General features: G+C 36.6%; 22 protein-coding genes. 3 read left to right on the top strand and 19 right to left on the bottom strand.

The window, feature by feature from the left end; translation table 11 throughout:
- Positions 1-190 precede the first annotated feature (190 nt).
- The 3 genes from rplI to BN990_RS00660 are packed head-to-tail and all read right to left on the bottom strand — an operon-like array spanning position 191 to position 3591.
- Positions 191-637 (bottom strand): 50S ribosomal protein L9, encoded by a 447-nt coding sequence (rplI, locus tag BN990_RS00670; RefSeq protein WP_021290251.1) that lies wholly within the window; start codon positions 635-637, stop codon positions 191-193.
- On the bottom strand, positions 634-2604 hold the full coding sequence (locus BN990_RS00665; RefSeq protein ID WP_021290252.1) for a DHH family phosphoesterase: 1971 nt from the start codon (positions 2602-2604) through the stop codon (positions 634-636). The genes rplI and BN990_RS00665 overlap by 4 nt, the downstream gene beginning before the upstream one ends.
- 45 nt (positions 2605-2649) lie before the next feature.
- The gene (locus BN990_RS00660; RefSeq protein WP_038241618.1) at positions 2650-3591 is read right to left on the bottom strand and encodes a YybS family protein; all 942 of its coding nucleotides are present in this window, start codon (positions 3589-3591) and stop codon (positions 2650-2652) included.
- Between the two features lie 291 nt (positions 3592-3882).
- Between BN990_RS00660 and BN990_RS00655 the strand changes: the two genes are divergently transcribed.
- Together BN990_RS00655 and modA are read left to right on the top strand one after the other, a co-directional pair.
- Complete coding sequence (locus BN990_RS00655; RefSeq protein ID WP_021290254.1) at positions 3883-4371, top strand: DUF1189 family protein; 489 nt, start codon at positions 3883-3885, stop codon at positions 4369-4371.
- Between the two features lie 30 nt (positions 4372-4401).
- Positions 4402-5199 carry a molybdate ABC transporter substrate-binding protein gene (gene modA / locus BN990_RS00650; RefSeq protein ID WP_021290255.1) on the top strand — a complete coding sequence of 266 codons (798 nt, stop codon included), beginning with the start codon at positions 4402-4404 and terminating at the stop codon, positions 5197-5199.
- Between the two features lie 218 nt (positions 5200-5417).
- Here the strand turns inward: modA and rpsR are convergent, their stop codons facing one another.
- The 7 genes from rpsR to BN990_RS00615 form a co-directional block, all read right to left on the bottom strand.
- Complete coding sequence (gene rpsR, locus BN990_RS00645; RefSeq protein WP_021290256.1) at positions 5418-5648, bottom strand: 30S ribosomal protein S18; 231 nt, start codon at positions 5646-5648, stop codon at positions 5418-5420.
- 32 nt (positions 5649-5680) lie between these two features.
- Positions 5681-6148, bottom strand: coding sequence for a single-stranded DNA-binding protein (ssb, locus tag BN990_RS00640; RefSeq protein WP_021290257.1), 468 nt, complete (start codon positions 6146-6148; stop codon positions 5681-5683).
- 16 nt (positions 6149-6164) lie between these two features.
- Positions 6165-6455 (bottom strand): 30S ribosomal protein S6, encoded by a 291-nt coding sequence (rpsF, locus tag BN990_RS00635; RefSeq protein ID WP_021290258.1) that lies wholly within the window; start codon positions 6453-6455, stop codon positions 6165-6167.
- Between the two features lie 174 nt (positions 6456-6629).
- Positions 6630-7730 (bottom strand): redox-regulated ATPase YchF, encoded by a 1101-nt coding sequence (gene ychF, locus BN990_RS00630; protein WP_021290259.1) that lies wholly within the window; start codon positions 7728-7730, stop codon positions 6630-6632.
- A gap of 210 nt (positions 7731-7940) precedes the next feature.
- Positions 7941-8141: a DUF951 domain-containing protein gene (locus tag BN990_RS00625; RefSeq protein WP_021290260.1), complete on the bottom strand. Its 201-nt coding sequence runs from the start codon at positions 8139-8141 to the stop codon at positions 7941-7943.
- 47 nt (positions 8142-8188) lie between these two features.
- Positions 8189-9202, bottom strand: a complete 1014-nt coding sequence (locus BN990_RS00620; protein ID WP_370457685.1) for a mechanosensitive ion channel family protein — start codon at positions 9200-9202, stop codon at positions 8189-8191.
- A 30-nt stretch (positions 9203-9232) separates the two neighbouring features.
- Positions 9233-10258: a YkvI family membrane protein gene (locus tag BN990_RS00615; RefSeq protein WP_038241615.1), complete on the bottom strand. Its 1026-nt coding sequence runs from the start codon at positions 10256-10258 to the stop codon at positions 9233-9235.
- A gap of 88 nt (positions 10259-10346) precedes the next feature.
- On the opposite strand from BN990_RS00615, the gene yyaC reads away from it, so the two are divergent.
- On the top strand, positions 10347-10964 hold the full coding sequence (yyaC, locus tag BN990_RS00610; RefSeq protein WP_021290263.1) for a spore protease YyaC: 618 nt from the start codon (positions 10347-10349) through the stop codon (positions 10962-10964).
- Between the two features lie 238 nt (positions 10965-11202).
- Here the strand turns inward: yyaC and BN990_RS00605 are convergent, their stop codons facing one another.
- The 9 genes from BN990_RS00605 to spoIIIJ form a co-directional block, all read right to left on the bottom strand.
- Entirely contained in the window at positions 11203-11916 is a 714-nt protein-coding gene (locus BN990_RS00605) for a DUF554 domain-containing protein (protein ID WP_021290264.1), read from the bottom strand.
- Between the two features lie 290 nt (positions 11917-12206).
- On the bottom strand, positions 12207-13040 hold the full coding sequence (locus BN990_RS00600; protein WP_038241612.1) for a ParB/RepB/Spo0J family partition protein: 834 nt from the start codon (positions 13038-13040) through the stop codon (positions 12207-12209).
- Positions 13021-13794, bottom strand: coding sequence for a ParA family protein (locus tag BN990_RS00595; protein ID WP_021290266.1), 774 nt, complete (start codon positions 13792-13794; stop codon positions 13021-13023). Before BN990_RS00595 ends, BN990_RS00600 begins: the two co-directional genes overlap by 20 nt.
- 179 nt (positions 13795-13973) lie before the next feature.
- Positions 13974-14861 (bottom strand): nucleoid occlusion protein, encoded by an 888-nt coding sequence (gene noc, locus BN990_RS00590; protein WP_038241609.1) that lies wholly within the window; start codon positions 14859-14861, stop codon positions 13974-13976.
- A gap of 278 nt (positions 14862-15139) precedes the next feature.
- The gene (gene rsmG / locus BN990_RS00585; protein WP_021290268.1) at positions 15140-15856 is read right to left on the bottom strand and encodes a 16S rRNA (guanine(527)-N(7))-methyltransferase RsmG; all 717 of its coding nucleotides are present in this window, start codon (positions 15854-15856) and stop codon (positions 15140-15142) included.
- An 86-nt stretch (positions 15857-15942) separates the two neighbouring features.
- Positions 15943-17826: a tRNA uridine-5-carboxymethylaminomethyl(34) synthesis enzyme MnmG gene (gene mnmG, locus BN990_RS00580; protein ID WP_038241607.1), complete on the bottom strand. Its 1884-nt coding sequence runs from the start codon at positions 17824-17826 to the stop codon at positions 15943-15945.
- A gap of 33 nt (positions 17827-17859) precedes the next feature.
- Positions 17860-19236 carry a tRNA uridine-5-carboxymethylaminomethyl(34) synthesis GTPase MnmE gene (gene mnmE / locus BN990_RS00575; protein WP_021290270.1) on the bottom strand — a complete coding sequence of 459 codons (1377 nt, stop codon included), beginning with the start codon at positions 19234-19236 and terminating at the stop codon, positions 17860-17862.
- A 270-nt stretch (positions 19237-19506) separates the two neighbouring features.
- The gene (gene jag / locus BN990_RS00570) at positions 19507-20121 is read right to left on the bottom strand and encodes an RNA-binding cell elongation regulator Jag/EloR (protein ID WP_021290271.1); all 615 of its coding nucleotides are present in this window, start codon (positions 20119-20121) and stop codon (positions 19507-19509) included.
- Positions 20118-20888, bottom strand: coding sequence for a YidC family membrane integrase SpoIIIJ (gene spoIIIJ, locus BN990_RS00565; RefSeq protein WP_021290272.1), 771 nt, complete (start codon positions 20886-20888; stop codon positions 20118-20120). The genes jag and spoIIIJ overlap by 4 nt, the downstream gene beginning before the upstream one ends.
- Positions 20889-20970 lie beyond the last annotated feature (82 nt).

Here is a 20970-nt window from a genome sequence, read left to right as displayed (position 1 = left end):
ACAGCGATTCTAGTATTCCAGGAATAACCTTGCTCCAGTACATTCTCCCGAAACGCATAGTGCGAGTAACCTTTACTTTTGTACGGAGGCTGTGAGCAAGCTAAAGAACTAAAACCTACCTGTTCGAAACTATCCTTTTTACCTTTTAAGAAGGAAGGCGCATCAGCATCATGATTTTAAAGAACCTTGATTATTTTTCCGATACATGTACTTTTATTGAACCGGAAACTTCTGGATGTAGCTTCACTGGTACCGTTGTATAGCCTAACGAGCGAATAGGTGAATCCAGTTCAATTTTACGTTTATCAATCTGGTAACCGTGAGCCTTTTTCAGCGTTTCTGAAATCTGTTTACTTGTAATCGAACCAAATAAACGTCCACTATCCCCGGATTTAGCAGTTAATTCAACTGTTAAATTAGCCAATTTATCTTTTAATTGAATCGCTTCTTCTTTTTCTTCTTGTTCTAATTGTTCTTGTTTCTTTTTCTTTGCATCTAATGCTTTAAGATTCCCTGATGTTGCTTCTTCAGCTAAATTATATTTTAATAGATAGTTACGGGCGTACCCATCAGAAACATTTTTCACTTCACCTTTTTTGCCTTTGCCTTTTACATCTTTAAGAAATATTACTTTCATTCGGATTCGCTCCCCTCATAATATTCATCTATAATTTCTTTTAATAGGTTTTCTGCCTCATCAATGGTGGTATCTTTAATTTGAGTAGCAGCATTGGTTAAATGCCCACCACCGTCCATCTTTTCCATTATAATTTGTACGTTAACATCTCCTAATGACCTGGCACTAATGCCAACTCTTCCATCTTTCCGCTCGGAAATAACAAAAGAAGCGCTAATGCCGCTCATCGTGAGTAATATATCTGCAGCCTGTGCGATTAATACCGGCCCATGAACCTGTCCTTCTTCTGCTTTAGATATAGCGATCTCATCTCTGAATATATCTGCCCGTTCAATTAATTTACTTCGTTCAACATACACATCAATGTCTTCCTTCATGAACTCTTGTACCAGCACTGTATCCGCACCTTTTGCACGTAGATAGGAAGCTGCGTCAAACGTTCTAGATCCCGTTCTTAACGTAAAACTTTTTGTATCCACAATGATACCAGCAAGCAATGCGGTCGCTTCCAACATTCTTAGCTTTAATTTTTTCGGTTGGTATTCCAATAGTTCGGTTACTAATTCTGCTGTCGAAGATGCATATGGCTCCATATATACGAGTGTTGGAGTTTTAATAAACTCTTCCCCTCGACGATGATGATCAATAACGACTTTATAATCCGATTTCTGCAGCAATGATTCACTTGCAACCATGGAAGGGCGATGGGTATCAACCACTACAATTAAACTTCGACTACCGATAACAGCGTCTGCCTCGTCAGGGTCAATAAAATACTGCCAAAGTTTTTCGTCATCCTGAATTGCTTTCACAAGGCGATACACACCTGTGTCAACATCCTCTGGATCAAATACAATATAGCCTTCCACATCATTTGCAAGAGCTATATTTAATATGCCAATTGCTGCACCTAATGCATCCATATCCGGTGCTTTATGCCCCATAATAATTACATTATCACTTGCTCGTATCAACTCTTTTAAGGCATGAGAAATAACTCTAGCTCTCACACGGGTCCGCTTTTCCATTGGGTTTGTTTTCCCTCCATAGAAACGAACCTTGCCTGATTCATCCTTGATCGCTACTTGGTCACCGCCTCGGCCGAGAGCTAAATCAAGACTAGATTGTGCTAATTCTCCTAATGTTGGTATATCCACATTGCCTACTCCAACACCAATACTTAGTGTTACAGGAGTATTGCGTTCGCCGCTTAACTCACGTACCTCATCTAAGATTTCAAATTTGGCCTTTTCCAAGCTTGCTAAAATTTCTTTTGAACCGACCGCAATAAACCGCTCTTGGGATGTTCGTTTTAAATAGAGGCCATAGTGATTAGCCCATTTATTTAACACGGAAGTTACTTGTGAGTTTAGATGGCTCTTATTCGTATCATCCATGTTTTGTGTGATTTCCTCATAGTTATCTAAAAAAATAAACGAAATCACGGTTTGTTCATTATGATAGAGGTTCTGTAATTCCGCTTGCTCGGTGCGATCAAATAAGTATAGTAGCCGTTCTTGTTTTTTTACCGTGGTTTGAAACATATAACCTTGTAATTGAAACCAAATATCATCTTTATTCTCTTTTATCTTTGGAATTAAATCCTCTGATAACGTATGAAGTGAATTTCCAACTAAGCTATCCTTTTCAAATCGATTCATATATGGGTTTGCCCATTCTATTTTATAATCCTCACTAAATAGAATGATACCAAACGGCATCTCCAATAATGCTTCTTCTCCTACCTTTTTAATCCTGTGAGATAACGTTGTTATATACTGCTCCGCTTCGTCTTGAAGCGTTTGTTCTGATCGTATACTATAGTAAAGCGAAACAGCTAATAGCACAGTCATGATTAGCCCCAACATCCACTGGAAATACCAAATAACTCCAAGTAGAATAATGGAAAGGAGATAGATAATCCATACATGATTTCTCAATGTTGGCTTATTTTGTTTATCTGACATCACATTCAGCTCCTACTGTGCAATACCTTTTATTTTCATTACCGTTTATTTCTTCTTCGCTAACCGATCTCTTAATTCAAATCCTAAATCGATAATCCCGATAAAGCGTACAATAAAAAGTAGGATAGGGATAAACAGTGCTAATATTGTACATATAATCGGAAACGCTTTTGTCATATTTTTATGATGCGTATAGAAAAACAGGAATGAAAACCCTTGAATCGTCACAAGCATTTGTGTGATTACTAATAAATTCTGAGTCGCCATATATAGCATACTATCTGGATCTGTAAAAATATATGCGAACAATAGTGCAATTACATAAACAAAAATAATTGCTACTGGAAAACGCAAATCTCGAAACGGTGGAAAATGTAAATTCTTTCTATCTAATCGGTTGATTACTTTATAGCTCACCCATTGACTAACAAAAGCAAATAAAATTGCTGATGCAGCTAGGAAAAATGGAAAAAGATCAACTAAACTATTCATCGTCTCTTCCATCGTTGCTTTTAATTCCTCTGTTTGTTCATCTGTAGCAAATTGCTCAATAACCCCAGATGACATTTCCATGGATTCTGTTGTCATCTGTTTAAATTGTTGAAGGATATTTACATCGAACACAAATTGTGTAAATACAAACGCAAATAGCAGTCCTATAATAAAACCAAAGGTGCCCCTTGCCCATGTTTCATAAGCAGTTAGCTTTCTATAAATAGCACTCCCAATTAAAATTCCACCAAGGCCAGCAACAATCGTTAGTGGTAACGTGTAAATCGTTGTTAGTAAAATTGTTATTAGCAAAGCTGCTGTTAACATTAGTAATGCCGGTTTCCAATCATGTCTCGATGTATATAAAATAAATGGAATTGGCAATAAAAAGATCGATACCATAGCTAAAATCGGAATAAACATGCTAACAAGCAATATTCCAATAAATACAGCTGTTAATAACGCACCATCGGTTAGTTGTTTTGATTGATTCATTTTGCACCCCATCTTACTTAGGTTGATACTATATCATTATAATATGATAACATGTTTTTAGCGTAAATAGTTGTCGAAAAGGGTAGAAAAAATATTTCCCGGGTAATAATTTATTCGCTTACCTCGAAATATAGGGGAATTATTTATTACGTATGCCCTGTTTTGTCATATATTGTAATTACAAATGAATAGGTTATATGAATTGTCACTGTTTTTTCAAGTCCGAGAAAGGCAATTATTGCTTGTTTGCCTTATAATAGTAATTGAAATAAGAAATAAGGATGGACAATCATGGTATTTCTAAATGCATTTATACATACTATCAAATTACCTAGAAAAAAGGCAATCTTTCAGCTTAATCGAGTTGGTATGGATATAACAATTATTTACATGTTTATTCTCTTGATGCTTGTTTCTATTCCGTCGCTGATTGATCGATTTACAACAGATAGCGGGCTAAGCGCCGATCTGAGTATCTTGTTTATTATTATTTACTTTTTCATTTTTTATTATTTGCCTCTGACCATTATCGTATTGATTTTAATTTCTATTATTGCTTATATTGCAACAGGTTTGGCAAAACTAATGGGGAGGAAGCTTAAATTTTCGATACTATGGAAAATGACAGCTTTTACCACAACGATTCCATTTATCTTGTATACGATAATAGCCTTATTTTTCTCAATTAGTGATACATATTTATGGGCGATTGCTGGATATTCCATTATTTTATTAATCATCATTATTTCCGTTTATCCCAAACGCCGGAGTACCAAATAATGATTTACGACAACTGCAAGGTGGGGTTATATGAAGCATCTTATTCTTCTTCTGGTTGCCTTACTCTCATTAACTGGATGTGCCATGTTTGAGCAAGAGGAACCTTTTCAAGAATCAACAGAAGAAAATAGAATATTAGTATCTGCAGACGCTAGCTTAACGGATGTACTACCAGAGATTATCTCTGCCTTTGAAGCGAGTCATCCTTACATTACGGTTGATGTAAACTACGGAGGGTCCGGAAAGTTATCTCAGCAGATACAACAAGGAGCACCAGTTGATTTATTTTTATCTTCTAATCAAGAGTGGATGAATGTATTAGAAGAAGAAGATGTTATTGTTAAAGAATCGCGTTCTAATTTTATTGGTAATAAACTCGTTATCATTAGTAATAAAGAATCAAGTCTTTCTTTACCTACGATTCATAGCCTCTTAGATACCTCTGTGAGTAGTATAGCTGTTGGCGATCCAATAACCGTTCCATCAGGTACGTATGCAAAAGAAGCTCTACAATCTCAAGGAGTATGGGATCAAATAGAGAATAAACTCGTTTATACAAATGATGTTCGTCAGGCACTTCAGTATGTAGAAACAGGTAAAAGTAATGTAGGCGTTGTCTACGCTTCTGATGCTGCTAGCTCCAAGCAAATAAATGTGCTAACAGAAATAAATAAAAAGCTGCATACACCAATTGTTTATCCAGCAGGTGTGACATCGTATAGTACCAATCGCCACGATGCAGAATCGTTTATTGATTTTCTAAACACAGAAGAAGCAACTGAGATTTTTGAGTCTTATCAGTTTATTAACATCAATAACAGAAAATAACCATTCTAACCACGAAAACCAAGCCCAGCATGAGCTTGGTTTTCGTTTGTTATAAATAGCCAAACAGGCAAGCTAATGAAGTTGGGTACGCTTAAGCAAATTCAACATTCTTTCAAACGCAATTAGAAGTTATGGCGCTTTCACAGGCACTGCCTCAGCAACTCCGTTAACCAAAAAAGGAAGCATCTCATGAAGATGCTTCCCTTTTATAGATATTATTAATCTGCAACGTAAGGCAATAATGCCATTGTACGAGAACGTTTGATTGCTCTTGTAAGTTTACGTTGGTATTTTGCTGAAGTTCCAGTAACACGACGAGGTAAAATTTTACCACGTTCAGAAATGAAACGTTTTAGCAAATCAACATCTTTATAGTCAATGTGTGTAATTCCGTTCGCTGTGAAGTAACACACCTTACGACGCTTTGCACGACCGCGACGAGCTGCCATAGTTAACCCTCCTATTCTTCATAGAATGCTCTTTAAAATGGTAAATCATCATCTGATATATCGATAGGTTCTCCATTATTCTTAAATGGATCGTCTTGATTGCGATTAGGTTCAAACTGGTTCTGGTTTTGGTCTCTGTTTGGTTGGAATCCTGATGAATCTTGTCCTCCTTGAGAAGAACCTTTTGTTTCCAGGAATTGTACACTATCAGCAACAATTTCTGTAACAAATACAGTCTTTCCATCCTGACCCTCGAATCGACGTGTTTGTACACGACCGTCAACACCAACCATACTTCCTTTTTTCATATAATTTGCTAGGTTCTCAGCTGGTCTCCGCCACACAACGCAGTTAATGAAGTCAGCTTCACGATTACCTTGCTGATTTGAAAAAGGACGGTTCACTGCAAGTGTAAAATTAGCTACAGCAACCCCGCTTGGTGTATACCGTAAATCAGGATCCTTCGTTAACCTGCCGACTAGTACGACACGATTTAACATCAGAACCACTCCTTATTTATTGATCATCTTCTCGAACTGCGATATGACGAATAATATCATCAGAGAACTTAGCTAGACGATCAAACTCATTAATTGCTTGCTCATCTGCACTAAAGTTAATGACTACATAATATCCATCACGATAGTCATTGATTTCATAAGCAAGACGCTTCTTGCCTTTTTCATCAACTTTTTCAATCTCCGCGCCATTATTAGTAAGGACTCCATTGAAACGCTCAATCAAAGCTGTTTGAGCTTCCTCTTCCATGTCTGGGCGGATGATGTACATGATTTCGTATTTTCTCATCCGTTACACCTCCTTTTGGACTTAACGGCCCCTATTTATTGATACACAACATTGCATATCGCAACAGGAGCAAGGAGTAATTCAAATTTTAATTACTCACAATAGTGTATTATACCAAATCATTTTATAATTAACAAGTCTTCGAGAGATCCGATTTACGTCGTTACTAATCTGTTACACATTAAAACGAAAATGAATAACGTCGCCATCTTTCACAATATATTCTTTTCCTTCTAATCTTACTCTTCCATTTTCCTTTGCTTGGTTCATCGTTCCAGCTGCTATCAAATCATCATAAGAAACGGTCTCAGCTCGGATAAATCCTCGCTCAAAATCTGTATGAATGATCCCTGCAGCCTGTGGTGCTTTAATTCCTTTACGGAATGTCCAAGCACGGACTTCTTGTTCTCCGGCTGTAAAATATGTTGCTAATCCTAACAAGGAATAAGCAGCTTTAATAAGCTTGTCTAATCCAGATTCGGCTATCCCCAGATCTTCTAAAAACAATTCTTTTTCTTCTTGATCCAACTCTGCAATTTCTTCTTCTATCTTTGCACAAACAACGATTACTTGGGCATTTTCTTTAGCAGCATATGCTTTTACCTTCTGTACGTTTTCATTTGAGTCAGGGTCTGTAATTTCCGCTTCACTTACATTTGCTACGTAAAGTGTTGGCTTGCTTGTTAACAGATGTAGTCCTTTTACAATCTTCTGTTGTTCTTCGGTAAAGTCTGTAGCTCTTGCTGGCTGTTCATCTTCTAATCCGGTTTTTAATTTCGATAGAACATCATATTCGGCTACCGCCGCTTTATCTTTTTGTCTAGCTAATTTCTCTACCCTTTGCATTCGCTTCGTAACTGTTTCCAAATCGGCAAGAATTAGCTCTAGATTAATCACCTCAATATCATCTATCGGGTTAATTCTGCCAGATACATGTGTAATATTATCGTCTTCAAAACAGCGTACTACCTGACAGATAGCATCTACTTGTCGAATATGTGATAGAAATTGATTTCCTAATCCTTCGCCTTTACTTGCTCCTTTTACAATACCTGCAATATCGGTAAATTCAAACGTTGTTGGTACTGTCTTCTTGGGCTGTACTAAATCGGTTAGTTTATTCAAGCGATTGTCTGGTACTTCCACTATTCCAACATTAGGATCAATGGTAGCGAAAGGATAATTCGCAGCCTCCGCTCCAGCCTGGGTAATAGCATTAAATAATGTAGATTTTCCAACATTAGGAAGACCAACAATTCCTGCTGTTAATGACATTCAAGATTCACTCCTTAAGGATTTCCATTCATATGAACGCGTTTGTCATCCTAATTATAGATATTTACCTCTAAAATGACAAGCTAGCAAAAAACAAAAATAGGCATAAAATGATGCCTATTTTTGCTTTTCACCCTATTATCTTATAAGTTTTCTTTCTCTATAATGCTATAGTAACATTTTTATGGATAAATAGTCTATTTTAACTACTTATCCTTTTTCTGCTTTTTCGATAACTTTTTTTAGTTTTTTGGTGAATTGCCTTCTTGGTATTAATACACTATGATCACAGCCAAGACATTTGATCCGAATATCCATCCCCATACGTATAATTTTCCAGCGATTTTCTCCACAGGGATGTTGCTTCTTCATCTGTACGACATCATTTAGGGCAAATTCTTTATCTTCCATGGTATTCCTTCTCCTTTTCTGATCCTAGATCGTATATATCCCCACATCTATTGATCCCGTTGAGGTGCTTGTTCTCCTTGACTTGAATCTGTTTCCGGATATCCTTTTTGTAGATGATTTGACGTTGAGCCTTCCGTTTGTCTATCCTTTACGACGTTTTCCTTCTCTTTCCCTGTATACATAACAATTCGTGGTGCAGGAATTTCGATACCTTCTCTATACAATTTATCTTGTATATCTCTTCTAATATTTCGCTCTGCAGCCCATTGGAATCCAGGTAATGTATCAGCAATCACACGGATAACAAAATGAGAAGCTTCTAAATTTTGAACACCTATTATTTCCGGTACACCAACAAGAAAATCATATTTATCAGGAAGCGTTACAGCCACATCATTAATAATTTTCTCTGCATCGTCCACACTGCTTTCATAAGGGACATTAACATCAATTATCGCTAGTCCATTATGTGTCGAATAATTAATGACTTGGGTCACATTGCCATTAGGTAAGATGTGCATTTCACCGGTCCAACTCAACACTTTTGTCGTACGGAGGCCAATTTCTTCAACCGTCCCCTCAATGCCGGAGACCCCAACATAATCTCCAACGGAAAATTGATCTTCAAAAATGATGAAAAAACCAGAGATAATATCTCGTACTAGATTCTGTGCTCCAAAACCAATAGCCAAGCCCGCTACTCCAGCACCGGCTAATAAAGCCCCGACATTAAATCCGAGTACATTATCTAGTATCATGATCATGGCAATGAAATAAACCACATAGGCAACAACACTTTTAATTAATTTCTTTAGTGTGTTTTCTCTACGTTCGGTAATCCGTATGGGGGCATTTTCTCTTCTTCTAAATAATCGATCGACTACTTTTCGAGTAATACGTACAATAGCAAATGCTAACGCGATGATCATCAGAATTTTAAGAGCACCTTCCCCTAACGTCCACCAAAGCTCAGGACCAGTAAGATAATCCCAGAGTGTTGTAATATCCTCAATTCCTTGTTCTACATTTTTTTCTACATTTTGTTGTACATTGCCTTCCACTGAGGATCCCTCCTTTATGCCATACTTACATTACGTCTTTTTATCTTCAATTTTATTCCATAATGGAAATAATAACAATCTAGTTAATACATATAAATTTAAAATACCATAAATCGGGTACAAGTAATTAATTAAAGTAGAAAAACCGAGCGCTGTTAATGGAATCATTGTAACTAAGGTTACACAAACAATCAACCATAATGGTTGCTGAATATAATCTTGAATTCGCGTAACAATTCCCAGTATGCCAGAAGCTGCGGTCGTGAAAATGGCAAACCATAATAAGACACTCATTAACACTAGCATCTGAAATGGATAATGTTTTAATATCGCAAATAACGGTATTTCATATAGCAATAACTCATCTGCTATTTGAATTAAACTATTATTATAAATAAAAGAAATGACACCTAAGGTTAAGCCACTTCCGACACAGGCAATCCATATTTCTTGTTTGGATTGTACCTTATTCCCTATGGCACCCAATACAGCAATTAATGGAAGAATATTTAATGCCGTAAACGGAAACGCTGCTGTCCAATTTCGTTGTTCATCCCAATGTGAGAACAAATTTAATTCCTGATCAATCGTAAACCACAGCAATACAAATAATAGACCAACCAAAAGTAGTGGCAAGATAAATTGATTAATAGATAACAAGCCATTAATCCCTTTCAGAAATAAAACAACCAGCGCTATAATTATTATACTGATCCCCCACCAATAGGAGAAGTTAAATGCCTGAGATGTTGCCCCACTACCAGCAATCATGATAACGGTTGTGGTAAACAGGTAAATAAATATCATTACATCATAGATTCCTGTAAGTCTCCTACCAACTATATCTTTAAGGACAGGTAAATAGTGGGTCGATTTTCTTTGGTAGCTTATACTCATAATGACCAAACAACATATGGTGAAAAATAGAGCAAATAAACCAATAGCTAGTCCACTTTCATGGCCGAAAAATTGCCAAAGTTCCCTCCCCGAAGCATAGCCTGCCCCAATTGTTGTTCCGATAATTAAAAACATCCATTTTAATCCACCACGCAGCATTTCGGTTCCTCCAATATTTTTAATAATCAATGTATAGATCTGTTAAAAATTCCGTATACTATACCAATATGTTTTTGGAGGATAAGCTATGAATTTTAAAAACAGTTTATGGAAAAGAAATGAAAATTTACGGATGCTCCATACAGATTCTGATTTTATTCCTTCTATGCGTGATAAAATTATATCCTGGTTCCCAAATTCACCGCATGATTATGTTGTTGTTTTCATTGGCACTGACCGTTCTACAGGTGACTCGTTAGGCCCATTAGCAGGAACATTACTGGCTGAAAAAAAACCAAAGCATATTACCGTATATGGGACATTAGAAGAGCCTGTACACGCTACAAACTTAACAGAATATATCGATTATATTGAGACACACCATTCAAATCCATTTATCATTGCTGTTGATGCCTGTTTAGGCAAACATAGTTCTGTGGGTTTACTAATTACAGGTACAGGGCCAATTAAACCTGGAGCAGCATTAAATAAACCATTACCTGCAATTGGAGATATGCATATTACTGGGGTGGTGAATGTAAGTGGGTTCATGGAGTATTCTGTGCTTCAAAATACGAGACTTAGCCTAGTGATGGCAATGGCCCAACAAATTTCTTCCTTATTGGATGAATTGGATCAGTGTTTAACCTATGGGAAAGCTACTCCTTCTGTCGTTATCCAAGTATCAAAACCTACCATTATATAACCTTAAAGAGGGGAAAATATTTCAGCTAAACAAAACCCGAATCCATTTAATAGACTCGGGTTAATTATTTTTTACTTATTTAATCAATGATGATAACACTATCGGAACAATACTAGGGAAAAATTTAAGGGTAAGCGATTGTTGCTTACCCATGTTAACTGCTGTAGCCATACTTATGACTTCCATTCTGCTATAGAATTAATTGTCTTTCAATCAGGAATGATTGCAAATACCTATTTTAAAATAATTGATAAATATAATAGATTATTCCTACCATAACAATAGATGGCAATAGATTACCGATTCGAATGGTCGTGATTTTCAGTAGGTTTAGACCAATTGCAAGAATAAGTAACCCACCGACAGCTGTTAATTCATTGATCATACCATTCAGAAATGACTCTGGAAGCATTCCTTCAATTTGGGTAGCTAGTAAAGCAATACTTCCTTGATAGACGACAACTGGGATTACCGATAAAATAACACCATAGCCTAATGTAGTTGTTAATACGAGGGCAACAAACCCATCAAGAATACCTTTCGTGATTAGTACCTCATGATCACCACGAATCCCACTATCTAATGCTCCAATTACTGACATCGCACCAATCACAAACACAAGTGAAGCAGTAACAAACCCTTGAGAAACACTAAAGTCACTATTTGTCGAATTTGTCGAGGTGAATTTACTACCAACCCAGTTACCTAAACGATTTAACCCGGATTCCAAATGAATTAACTCGCCTATAATGGCACCAGAGAGTAAACTTAATAAGACAACAATAATATATTCTGTTGATAATGCCATTTGAATTCCAATTAACATGACTGCTAGTCCAATCCCTTGCATAACCGTTTCTTTATATCTTTCCGGGATCTTTGTAAATAACAAACCAAATAAACTACCAATAATTATTAAAACACCATTAACTAATGTACCGTATAGTGCCATGTTATCCCATCTCCTATTATGTATCATCTAAATTCTAGTTCAAATAATCGCTATCATTTCTATTTGGTACATCTATTTGTTTCACGTGAAACAGTGGTATTATGTCTGTTTTACGTGAATTTATAGTAAAAGACTGACAACAGATTGTCAGTCTTTATAAACAAATCATATCCAGTTAGTTGCAAGCACTAGCACTGACAAACTAGCAATAGGCAGCCGTAACAAAAACGCTTGTGATGAACACTTTTGCTTTATCGACCTAAAAATGGAATGATTACAGCGAGCTTCTATTACTCAAGTACGTCCATAATCCGCTGTAAATCGTCATCGTTATAAAACTCTATTTCAATTTTCCCTTTGCGTTTCCCTCGTTGAATAGAAACAGCAGTCCCTAAACGATTTCTTAAGTAAGATTCTCTTTCTTGAAGAAAAACATCTTTTTTGGGTTTCTCTTTTTTCTTCACTTGTTTATCATTCAGTTGAAGAATTAATTGCTCCACTTGCCTTACATTTAATTTTTCTCGCCTTATTTTTTGAATTAAAGGTTGTAATTTGCTTTTATCTTTTATTCCTAGCAATGCTCGCCCATGTCCCATGGATAATTCACCGTTATTAATATAGGCGATTACTTTCTCCGGTAATGATAATAAACGAACCATATTCGCTATATGGGAGCGGCTCTTACCGAGACGTTTAGACAATTCTTCTTGGGTAATCTTCAGCTCATTCATTAAATTAGCATAGGCATGAGCTTCCTCAATGGGGGTTAAATCTTCCCTTTGCAAATTCTCTAAAAGAGCAAGCTCCATCATTTTTTCATCGGATAATTCTTTAATTACTACTGGTATTTTTTCAAGTCCTGCCTCTTTCCCAGCTCGATACCTTCTTTCACCAACTACGATTTCATATCCTTTTATACTCTTTCTTACAATAAGCGGCTGAATGATACCATATTCTAATATCGATTCCTTTAATTCTTCAATTGCATCTGCATGAAATGTTTTACGCGGCTGATATGGATTTGGCCGACATTCTGTTATGGCTATTTCCTGAACAACATCATCTTTCTCTTCCTCTATTTCTGGAAAGAAAGCGTTAATCCCTTTACCTAACCCTTTCACCATTGGCCATCACTTCCTTTGCTAGTTCAAGATAAACTTCTGCTCCCCTTGATTTTGGATCATAAGTAATAATAGGTTGTCCATGACTAGGTGCTTCCCCTAACCTTACATTTCTTGGCACTACCGTTTGATACACCTTATCTTGAAAGTATTTCTTCACTTCTTCAATTACCTGTAAACCAAGATTTGTACGGGCATCAAGCATCGTTAACAGTACACCTTCAATCATGAGCGTCTTATTAAGATGCTTTTGAACAAGTCGAATGGTATTTAGTAGTTGACTTAGTCCTTCTAAAGCATAATATTCACATTGTACAGGGATGATCACCGTATCAGAAGCGGTTAACGCATTTAAAGTTAATAACCCTAAGGAAGGAGGACAATCAATAATAATATAATCATAGACTTCCGTTAAATTCTCTAATGATTTTTTCAAGCGTATTTCTCTAGATATTGTTGGTACAAGTTCAATTTCTGCACCGGCAAGCTGAATGGTAGCAGGTACGATATCTAAGTTGTCTACATTTGTTGGAATACAAACTTCTTCAGCTGGTAAATCTTCTACTAGAACATTATAAATACAATTCTTCACATCTGCTTTATTCACGCCTGTTCCACTTGTTGCATTACCTTGAGGATCAACATCTACAAGCAGTACTTTATTGCCAAGATGCGCAAGACAAGCACTTAAATTTACTGATGAAGTTGTTTTTCCTACGCCACCTTTTTGATTTGCGATGGACATTACTTTTCCCATGTTGACACCTACCCTAAAACTATATACTTTCTATTCTATCATTTTTTTAAAATTATGGATGCATGATTTTACATTGTAAGCTATTCGTAATTTACATCAGCGACTGTCTTTAACGAACGAATACTAACGGTGCAAAATACCCATCTTACTAATAAAGATGGGTAAAAATAGTTGTTCATTTATGCGTTCTTTTTTGGGATTTTAATTGTTATTTGATAATAATCATCTAAATCCTGTTCATCTGATTCTACTTCTACACCTGTATCTGAAACCATATTTAAGGATTGTCTTATCGTATTCATAGCAATTCGAATATCTTTATTAAACCCTTTTCGTTTTGTAACTGATTTCTTCTTTGGCGCTGAATCCTGCTCATTCATCTTCTTAATCCGATCTTCCGTCTGTTTAACGTTTAAATCATTTTCCAGAATTTCTTGCAGCAGCTTTACTTGCAATTCTGCTTCCTGCAATTTGATTAACGCACGAGCATGACGCTCCGTAATATATTTTCCTAATAACGCTTCTTGTACCGGTTGTGGGAGCTTGAGTAAACGTAACTTATTTGCTATGGTAGATTGATTTTTCCCTAAGCGTTGAGCTAACGCCTCTTGAGTTAAGGAATGAATATCAAGTAACTTCGCATAAGCTGTAGCTTCTTCAATTACCGTAAGTTCTTCACGTTGTAAATTTTCAATTAAAGCAACAGAAGCTGTTTCCGCATCTGTCATCTCTCTGAGAATCGCAGAAATATTCTCCCAACCTAAAGATTCGACAGCTCGCCATCTGCGTTCCCCGGCAATAATTTCGTACCGCGCTTCTTCCTCCCCCTCTGATTCATCTAACTTTCGAACAATAATCGGCTGTATCATACCATGTGTATGAATCGTTTGGGCAAGTTCATTTATTTTTTCTTCACTAAAAATCGATCTTGGTTGATAGCGATTGGGTTCTATATTTTTAACAGGGATCTGAATAACTTCATCCGGATGATAGGACTCTACATCAGTTTCAGTTTCATTATCAGATTTATCACCTATTCCAAAAAAACGGTTAAAGGGTTTTACCATAATCCCACACCACCTCTAATTTACTTTGAAGTTCTCATCTATGTATTAAATATAATATGTTCCACGTGAAACATATTATATGAATCTATCATTATTATAGCACAGGAAAAGGGTTTAATAAGAAAAAACGCTGCAGCAACCCATGCTACTGCGCGTATAAACGAACATTGAAACGGCTCCTCCATTTTTTGTAGAGGCTTGTTTCCGTTTTATTTTATCATATTTCTCATCGAAAGAATATGTTTATTTATTGTCCATTTCGATCAAAATAGCCACCCTCACTCAAGCGGCTCCTTATTAGGAAGACCTGCTTTTCGAGGATATTTTTTTGGGGTTTTTCTCATTTTTATAACTTCAATGATAGATCTCTCACTTGCTTCTTCCGGTAATGTAAACGTATGCATCGCAGATATTTTACCGCCTAATTCTCCTATAGCAACTTCTCCTTGCTTCACTTCCTCACTTGCTTTCGAACCTTTCATAGCAAGAAAAACGCCATTTTTTTCTGTTAAAGGTAAACATAATTCACTAAGAACGGACATACGAGCAACAGCCCTTGCAGTTACTACATCAAATGATTCTCTAAATTGACGATTCTTTCCAAAATTCTCCGCACGATCATGATAAAAAGCCACTTCTTTTAAATCTAAATCGGTTGCTAACTGATTAAGGAAGCCAATCCGTTTCTTTAATGAATCTACAATCGTTACTTGCAAGTGGGGAAAGCATATCTTTAAAGGAATACTTGGAAATCCTGCACCTGCCCCTACATCACAAATTGTCCTAGCATGAGTGAAATCATAATAAAATGCAGCACTTATAGAATCATAAAAATGTTTGAGATAAACATCATTTTCCTTTGTTAAACCCGTTAAATTTATTTTTTCGTTCCATTCAATTAACGTACGATAATAAATGGCAAACTGTTCTTGTTGCCTTTCATCCAATGATATCCCTTTTTGCTGAAGTGCTTGTACAAATTGTTCTGGATTCATATCCTATACTCCTTATGTAAGGTATTTCAGCGAAGAATACTTCCCTTCGCTGAAATGATTTTTTAATGGAATCTCATTTCTTCCTATTAATTAGCCAATCGTGCTATATTTCCTTGTTCAATATAGACAATTAGAATGGAAATATCTGCTGGATTTACCCCTGAGATCCGAGACGCTTGCCCAACTGACAATGGACGAACTTTTTTAAGTTTTTCCTTAGCTTCTGTTGCCAAACCGCCAATATCATCGTAGTCAATATCACTTGGAATCTTTTTGTCTTCCATTTTTAGCATACGATCTACTTGTTCATTTGCTTTCTTAATATACCCTTCATACTTAATTTGAATCCCTACTTGGTCTGTTACTTCATTCGATAATTCTGGAGCATCTATAATTGGAGCAAGTAAGTCATAAGATAATTCTGGTCGTTTCAATAAATCATATGCTTTTAATGCTTCTTTTAATGGTGCTGCGCCTGCTTCTTCTAGAATGCCATTTACCTCTGGTGAAGGTTTAACGACGAGCTTTTGAAGTCGTTTTTTCTCTTCTTCTACTAAACGGTATTTCTCGACAAATTTAGCGTAACGTTCTTCGGAAATAAGTCCAAGTTGATGGCCTAATTCCGTCATTCGTAGATCCGCATTATCATGTCTTAATAATAAACGGTATTCTGCTCGTGATGTTAGTAAACGATAAGGTTCATTCGTACCTTTTGTCACGAGATCATCAATTAATACACCAATATAAGCTTGAGAGCGGTCAAGAATAACTGGATCCTTTCCAAGTACTTTTGCAGCAGCGTTTATTCCTGACATAATTCCTTGTGCAGCAGCTTCTTCATATCCAGAAGTTCCGTTAATTTGTCCAGCTGTAAATAATCCTGGAATGTTTTTTGTTTCCAGTGTTGGCCACAATTGTGTAGGAACAATTGCATCATATTCTATTGCATAACCAGCACGCATAATCTCAGCATTTTCTAAACCTTTTACACTTCTAACCATGCCATGTTGAATCGATTCAGGCAGTGAAGTAGACAAGCCTTGTACATATACTTCTTCCGTATCTCTTCCTTCTGGTTCAAGGAAAATTTGATGATGCGGCTTGTCGTTAAAGCGGACAATTTTATCCTCTATAGACGGGCAATACCGTGGACCTGTTCCCCTTTTCATACCTGAGTACATGGATGATAGCGATAGATTTTCATTAATTATTTCATGTGTGAACTCATTCGTATATGTTAGCCAACAAGGTATTTGATCGGTAATATATTCCGTAGTTTCATAAGAAAAACTTTGAGGTTTTTCATCCCCAGGTTGAATTTCAGTTTTAGAATAATCGATCGTATGGCTATTTACTCGTGGAGGTGTACCTGTTTTAAAACGTGTAATTTCTAAGCCGAGTTCTTCTAGGTTTTCAGACAATTTAATGGTTGGTCGTTGGTTGTTTGGTCCACTTTCATATTCTAGATCACCCATTAACACTTTTCCTCGCATAAACGTACCAGTTGTAATAATTACTGTTTCCGCACGATAAGCTGCATGTGTTTCAGTTATCACGCCTTTACATACACCATCTTCCACAATTAAACTGTCAACCATACCTTGGCGTAGTGTAAGGTTTTTTTCATTTTCGATAATATTCTTCATTTCTTTTATATACAAAGGTTTATCAGCTTGAGCACGTAAAGCTTGCACAGCTGGGCCTTTACCTGTATTTAACAAACGCATTTGAATATACGTTTTATCAATAACTTTACCCATTACGCCACCGAGAGCATCAATTTCACGAACAACGATACCCTTTGCAGGACCGCCAACTGATGGATTACAAGGCATAAAGGCTATCATATCTAAATTGAGGGTGAGCATCAATGTCTTTGCACCCATTTTCGCCGCTGCAAGTCCAGCTTCTACACCTGCATGACCTGCACCAACTACAATTACGTCATAATGACCTGCATCATACGTCATGGTTTTTCATCCTTTCTTCCTTTTTTATTATAACTATTTACCTAAGCAAAATTGTGAGAACAATTGATCAATCAAACTATCACTTGCCGTATCCCCAATAATCTCACCTAAAAATTCCCATGTTCTTGTTACATCAATTTGAACAATATCTAAAGGCATTTCCAGTTTTAGACCTTCCATTGCATCTTCAAGCGCTTGTTTTGCTTGTTTTAGCAATTGGATATGTCGCACATTGGAGACGTACGTTAAGTCCCCTGTATCAATTTCACCTTCGAAGAATGTCGTGGAAATCGCCTTTTCCAACTCATCTACTCCCGCTTCTTCAATTAAGGAAGTGGTAACTACAGGATTCCCTTCTGCCAACTCTTTCACTCGTGCAAGATCCAATTTCTGATCCAAATCCGTCTTATTAATTATTACAATATAATCAAGTCCTTGAATAGCCTTGAATAATTTTTCATCTTCTTCTGTTAGTACATCGTTATAGTTGAGTACAAATAAAATCAAATCTGACTCTTTTAGTACTTGTCTCGAACGTTCCACGCCAATTTTTTCGACTATATCTTCCGTTTCTCGAATACCAGCTGTGTCTACCAATCGTAATGGAACTCCACGCACATTCACATATTCTTCAATAATGTCCCGTGTAGTTCCAGGAACTTCAGTTACAATTGCTTTATTTTCTTGGACAAGTGTATTCATCAACGAAGACTTACCAACATTTGGCCTACCAATAATAGCCGTAGCTAAGCCTTCACGTAAGATTTTCCCTTGTTTAGCAACCTGCAAGAGGTTCTCAATTTCAGCGTGTACTTCTTTCGTTTTCTTTCGCATCATGTCATGTGACATTTCTTCTACATCATCGTATTCAGGGTAATCTATATTCACTTCTACATGAGCGACTGTCTCCAATAAATCTTGGCGCAACCGTTCAATCAGACCTGATAAACGCCCATCCATTTGTTTTAAAGCGACAGACATTGCTTTATCTGTTTTTGCTCGTATTAGATCCATTACTGCCTCTGCCTGTGATAAGTCAATTCTACCATTTAGAAAAGCACGTTTGGTAAATTCTCCTGGTTCTGCTAGCCTTGCTCCACTTCCTAAAATTATTTCTAACACACGATTAACAGCTACCATACCACCATGACAATTGATTTCAACCACATCTTCACGAGTAAATGTTTTCGGCGAACGCATCACAGAAACCATTACTTCTTCGGCAACTTCATTTGTCTGTGGATCCATTATTTTTCCATAATGAATAGTATGAGATTCTACTTTCCTTAAATTCTTTCCCTTAAATAATTTTGCTGTTATCGGAATTGCTTCCGGTCCACTTAATCGAACAATTGCTATTGCACCCTCACCAACCGGTGTGGATATCGCAGTAATTGTATCTGTTTCCATCGCTTTCACCTCCAACATTTATCCAGAGATATATATAGAAACGTAAAATTATTTTTATCGTCACTAACTTACTAGAATACCATAACCTTTCACAAAAATAAAGTTATCCACAACATATTTTTTCATCCTTTTCCAGCCAAAGTTATGCACATGTGGATAACTTTGGCTGGAAATAAGCACAATTATTTTATAATGAGAAAAAAATACCCGCCTGAATCAAAAAGACAGGCGGATATTTTTACAAACAAGTTTTATCTCTAACAGAGCTTATTATGGCACGATAACAATATGGCGATGTGGTTCTCTTCCATCTGAATGTGTGGAAACTTCATTTTTTGTTTGCAACACACTATGAATAATTTTTCGTTCAAATGCAGGCATTGGCTCCAACGCTACCTTTTTATTTAGGCGAATCGCTTTGTCTGCCATTTTCAATGCAAGTGATTCAAGCGTTTCTTTCCTCCGGCCACGATAACCTTCTGCATCCAGCGTAACCGTATAAAAATTATCACTGGATTTATTAATAGCAAGATGTAATAAATATTGCAGTGCATTTAAGGTCTGTCCACGTTTACCAATTAAAATCGCAATATTTTCACCTTGTATATCATAGGTTACATGATTCTCTTCTACTGTTGTATGAATGGTAGCATCCACACTCATATGCTGAACAATTTGCTGCAAGTAGTTTTTGGTTTCTTCAATCGGGTTTTTGGCAATTCGCACCCTAACAAAGGCACGTTTGGAGCCAAACAGGCCTAATAGTCCCTTTTTTCCTTCATCAATAACGTCAATTTCTACTTGGTCCCTGGTTGTATTTAACTGCTCTAATGCTGATTGGACCGCTTCTTCAACCGTTTGTCCACTAGCAGTTATCTCTCTCACTTTTTGTCTCCTCCATTATTTTTATCAGCCATCATTGGCTTACGGATTAATAAAGTCTGAGCAACCATAAAGATATTACCAACTACCCAATATAATGCTAATGCAGATGGGAAGAACATGGCAAACACACCAATCATAATTGGCATCACATAAAGCATAACCATCATTTGTGGATTTTGCGATGCAGGGCTACCTGCCATCATTAATTTTTGTTGCAGCCAAGTAGCTACAGCAGCAATAATTGGTAAGATAAAGAATGGATCACGGGCTCCTAATTCAAACCATAGAAAACTATGGGTTTTAATCGATTCTGTACGCATTATTGCATGGTACATAGCAATTAGAATTGGCATTTGAATAAAAATTGGCAAACATCCAGCCAATGGGTTTACCCCATTTTTTTGAAATAATTGCATCGTTTCCTGTTGCAATTTTTGCTGTGTATTGGCATCTTTTGAACTATATTTCTGTTGCAGTTCTTTCAGCTTTGGCTGAATATCCTGCATTGCTTTTGAACTTTTTAATTGTTTTACGTTTAATGGTAGTAGAACTAAACGTACAAGGACAGTAACAATTACAATTGCCAGTCCATAATTTTCATTAAATAACTCAGCAAAATAGGTGATTAGCCAAGACACTGGATAAACGAAGTAGGAATTCCAGATCCCTTCACTATCCTCTGTAATCGGCTCATTAACATCGGTACATCCAGAAAGAATTGCTAATAAACCTATTAGTGTCACTAGCAACCAAAACTTTTTACGCAACACCGTTTCCTCCTAACTAAAATATAAGCGCAAGCGCTTAACTATCAACAACTGATTCTTATAAAAAACGTATCCTAAAAGC

Source organism: Virgibacillus salexigens, assembly GCF_000723585.1.
GTDB lineage: Bacteria > Bacillota > Bacilli > Bacillales > Amphibacillaceae > Virgibacillus > Virgibacillus salexigens.
The sequence above is the reverse complement of the archived record's forward strand: the minus strand, read 5'-3'. Positions and strand labels throughout refer to the sequence as shown.

Excerpts from the sequence above, each read along its gene's own strand:
- rpsF (WP_021290258.1), bottom strand. The coding sequence starts at position 6,455 with ATGAGAAAATACGAAATCATGTACATCATCCGCCCAGACATGGAAGAG.
- BN990_RS00615 (WP_038241615.1), bottom strand. The coding sequence starts at position 10,258 with ATGCTGCGTGGTGGATTAAAATGGATGTTTTTAATTATCGGAACAACA.
- rplI (WP_021290251.1), bottom strand. The coding sequence starts at position 637 with ATGAAAGTAATATTTCTTAAAGATGTAAAAGGCAAAGGCAAAAAAGGT.
- BN990_RS00660 (WP_038241618.1), bottom strand. The coding sequence starts at position 3,591 with ATGAATCAATCAAAACAACTAACCGATGGTGCGTTATTAACAGCTGTA.
- BN990_RS00625 (WP_021290260.1), bottom strand. The coding sequence starts at position 8,141 with ATGGAAGATAAAGAATTTGCCCTAAATGATGTCGTACAGATGAAGAAG.
- BN990_RS00600 (WP_038241612.1), bottom strand. The coding sequence starts at position 13,040 with ATGGTGAAAGGGTTAGGTAAAGGGATTAACGCTTTCTTTCCAGAAATA.
- BN990_RS00605 (WP_021290264.1), bottom strand. The coding sequence starts at position 11,916 with ATGGCACTATACGGTACATTAGTTAATGGTGTTTTAATAATTATTGGT.
- yyaC (WP_021290263.1), top strand. The coding sequence starts at position 10,347 with ATGAATTTTAAAAACAGTTTATGGAAAAGAAATGAAAATTTACGGATG.
- rpsR (WP_021290256.1), bottom strand. The coding sequence starts at position 5,648 with ATGGCAGCTCGTCGCGGTCGTGCAAAGCGTCGTAAGGTGTGTTACTTC.
- BN990_RS00595 (WP_021290266.1), bottom strand. The coding sequence starts at position 13,794 with ATGGGAAAAGTAATGTCCATCGCAAATCAAAAAGGTGGCGTAGGAAAA.
- ssb (WP_021290257.1), bottom strand. The coding sequence starts at position 6,148 with ATGTTAAATCGTGTCGTACTAGTCGGCAGGTTAACGAAGGATCCTGAT.
- mnmG (WP_038241607.1), bottom strand. The coding sequence starts at position 17,826 with ATGACGTATGATGCAGGTCATTATGACGTAATTGTAGTTGGTGCAGGT.
- ychF (WP_021290259.1), bottom strand. The coding sequence starts at position 7,730 with ATGTCATTAACAGCAGGAATTGTTGGTCTTCCTAATGTTGGAAAATCT.
- rsmG (WP_021290268.1), bottom strand. The coding sequence starts at position 15,856 with ATGAATCCAGAACAATTTGTACAAGCACTTCAGCAAAAAGGGATATCA.
- modA (WP_021290255.1), top strand. The coding sequence starts at position 4,402 with ATGAAGCATCTTATTCTTCTTCTGGTTGCCTTACTCTCATTAACTGGA.
- mnmE (WP_021290270.1), bottom strand. The coding sequence starts at position 19,236 with ATGGAAACAGATACAATTACTGCGATATCCACACCGGTTGGTGAGGGT.
- BN990_RS00655 (WP_021290254.1), top strand. The coding sequence starts at position 3,883 with ATGGTATTTCTAAATGCATTTATACATACTATCAAATTACCTAGAAAA.
- BN990_RS00665 (WP_021290252.1), bottom strand. The coding sequence starts at position 2,604 with ATGTCAGATAAACAAAATAAGCCAACATTGAGAAATCATGTATGGATT.
- noc (WP_038241609.1), bottom strand. The coding sequence starts at position 14,861 with ATGGTAAAACCCTTTAACCGTTTTTTTGGAATAGGTGATAAATCTGAT.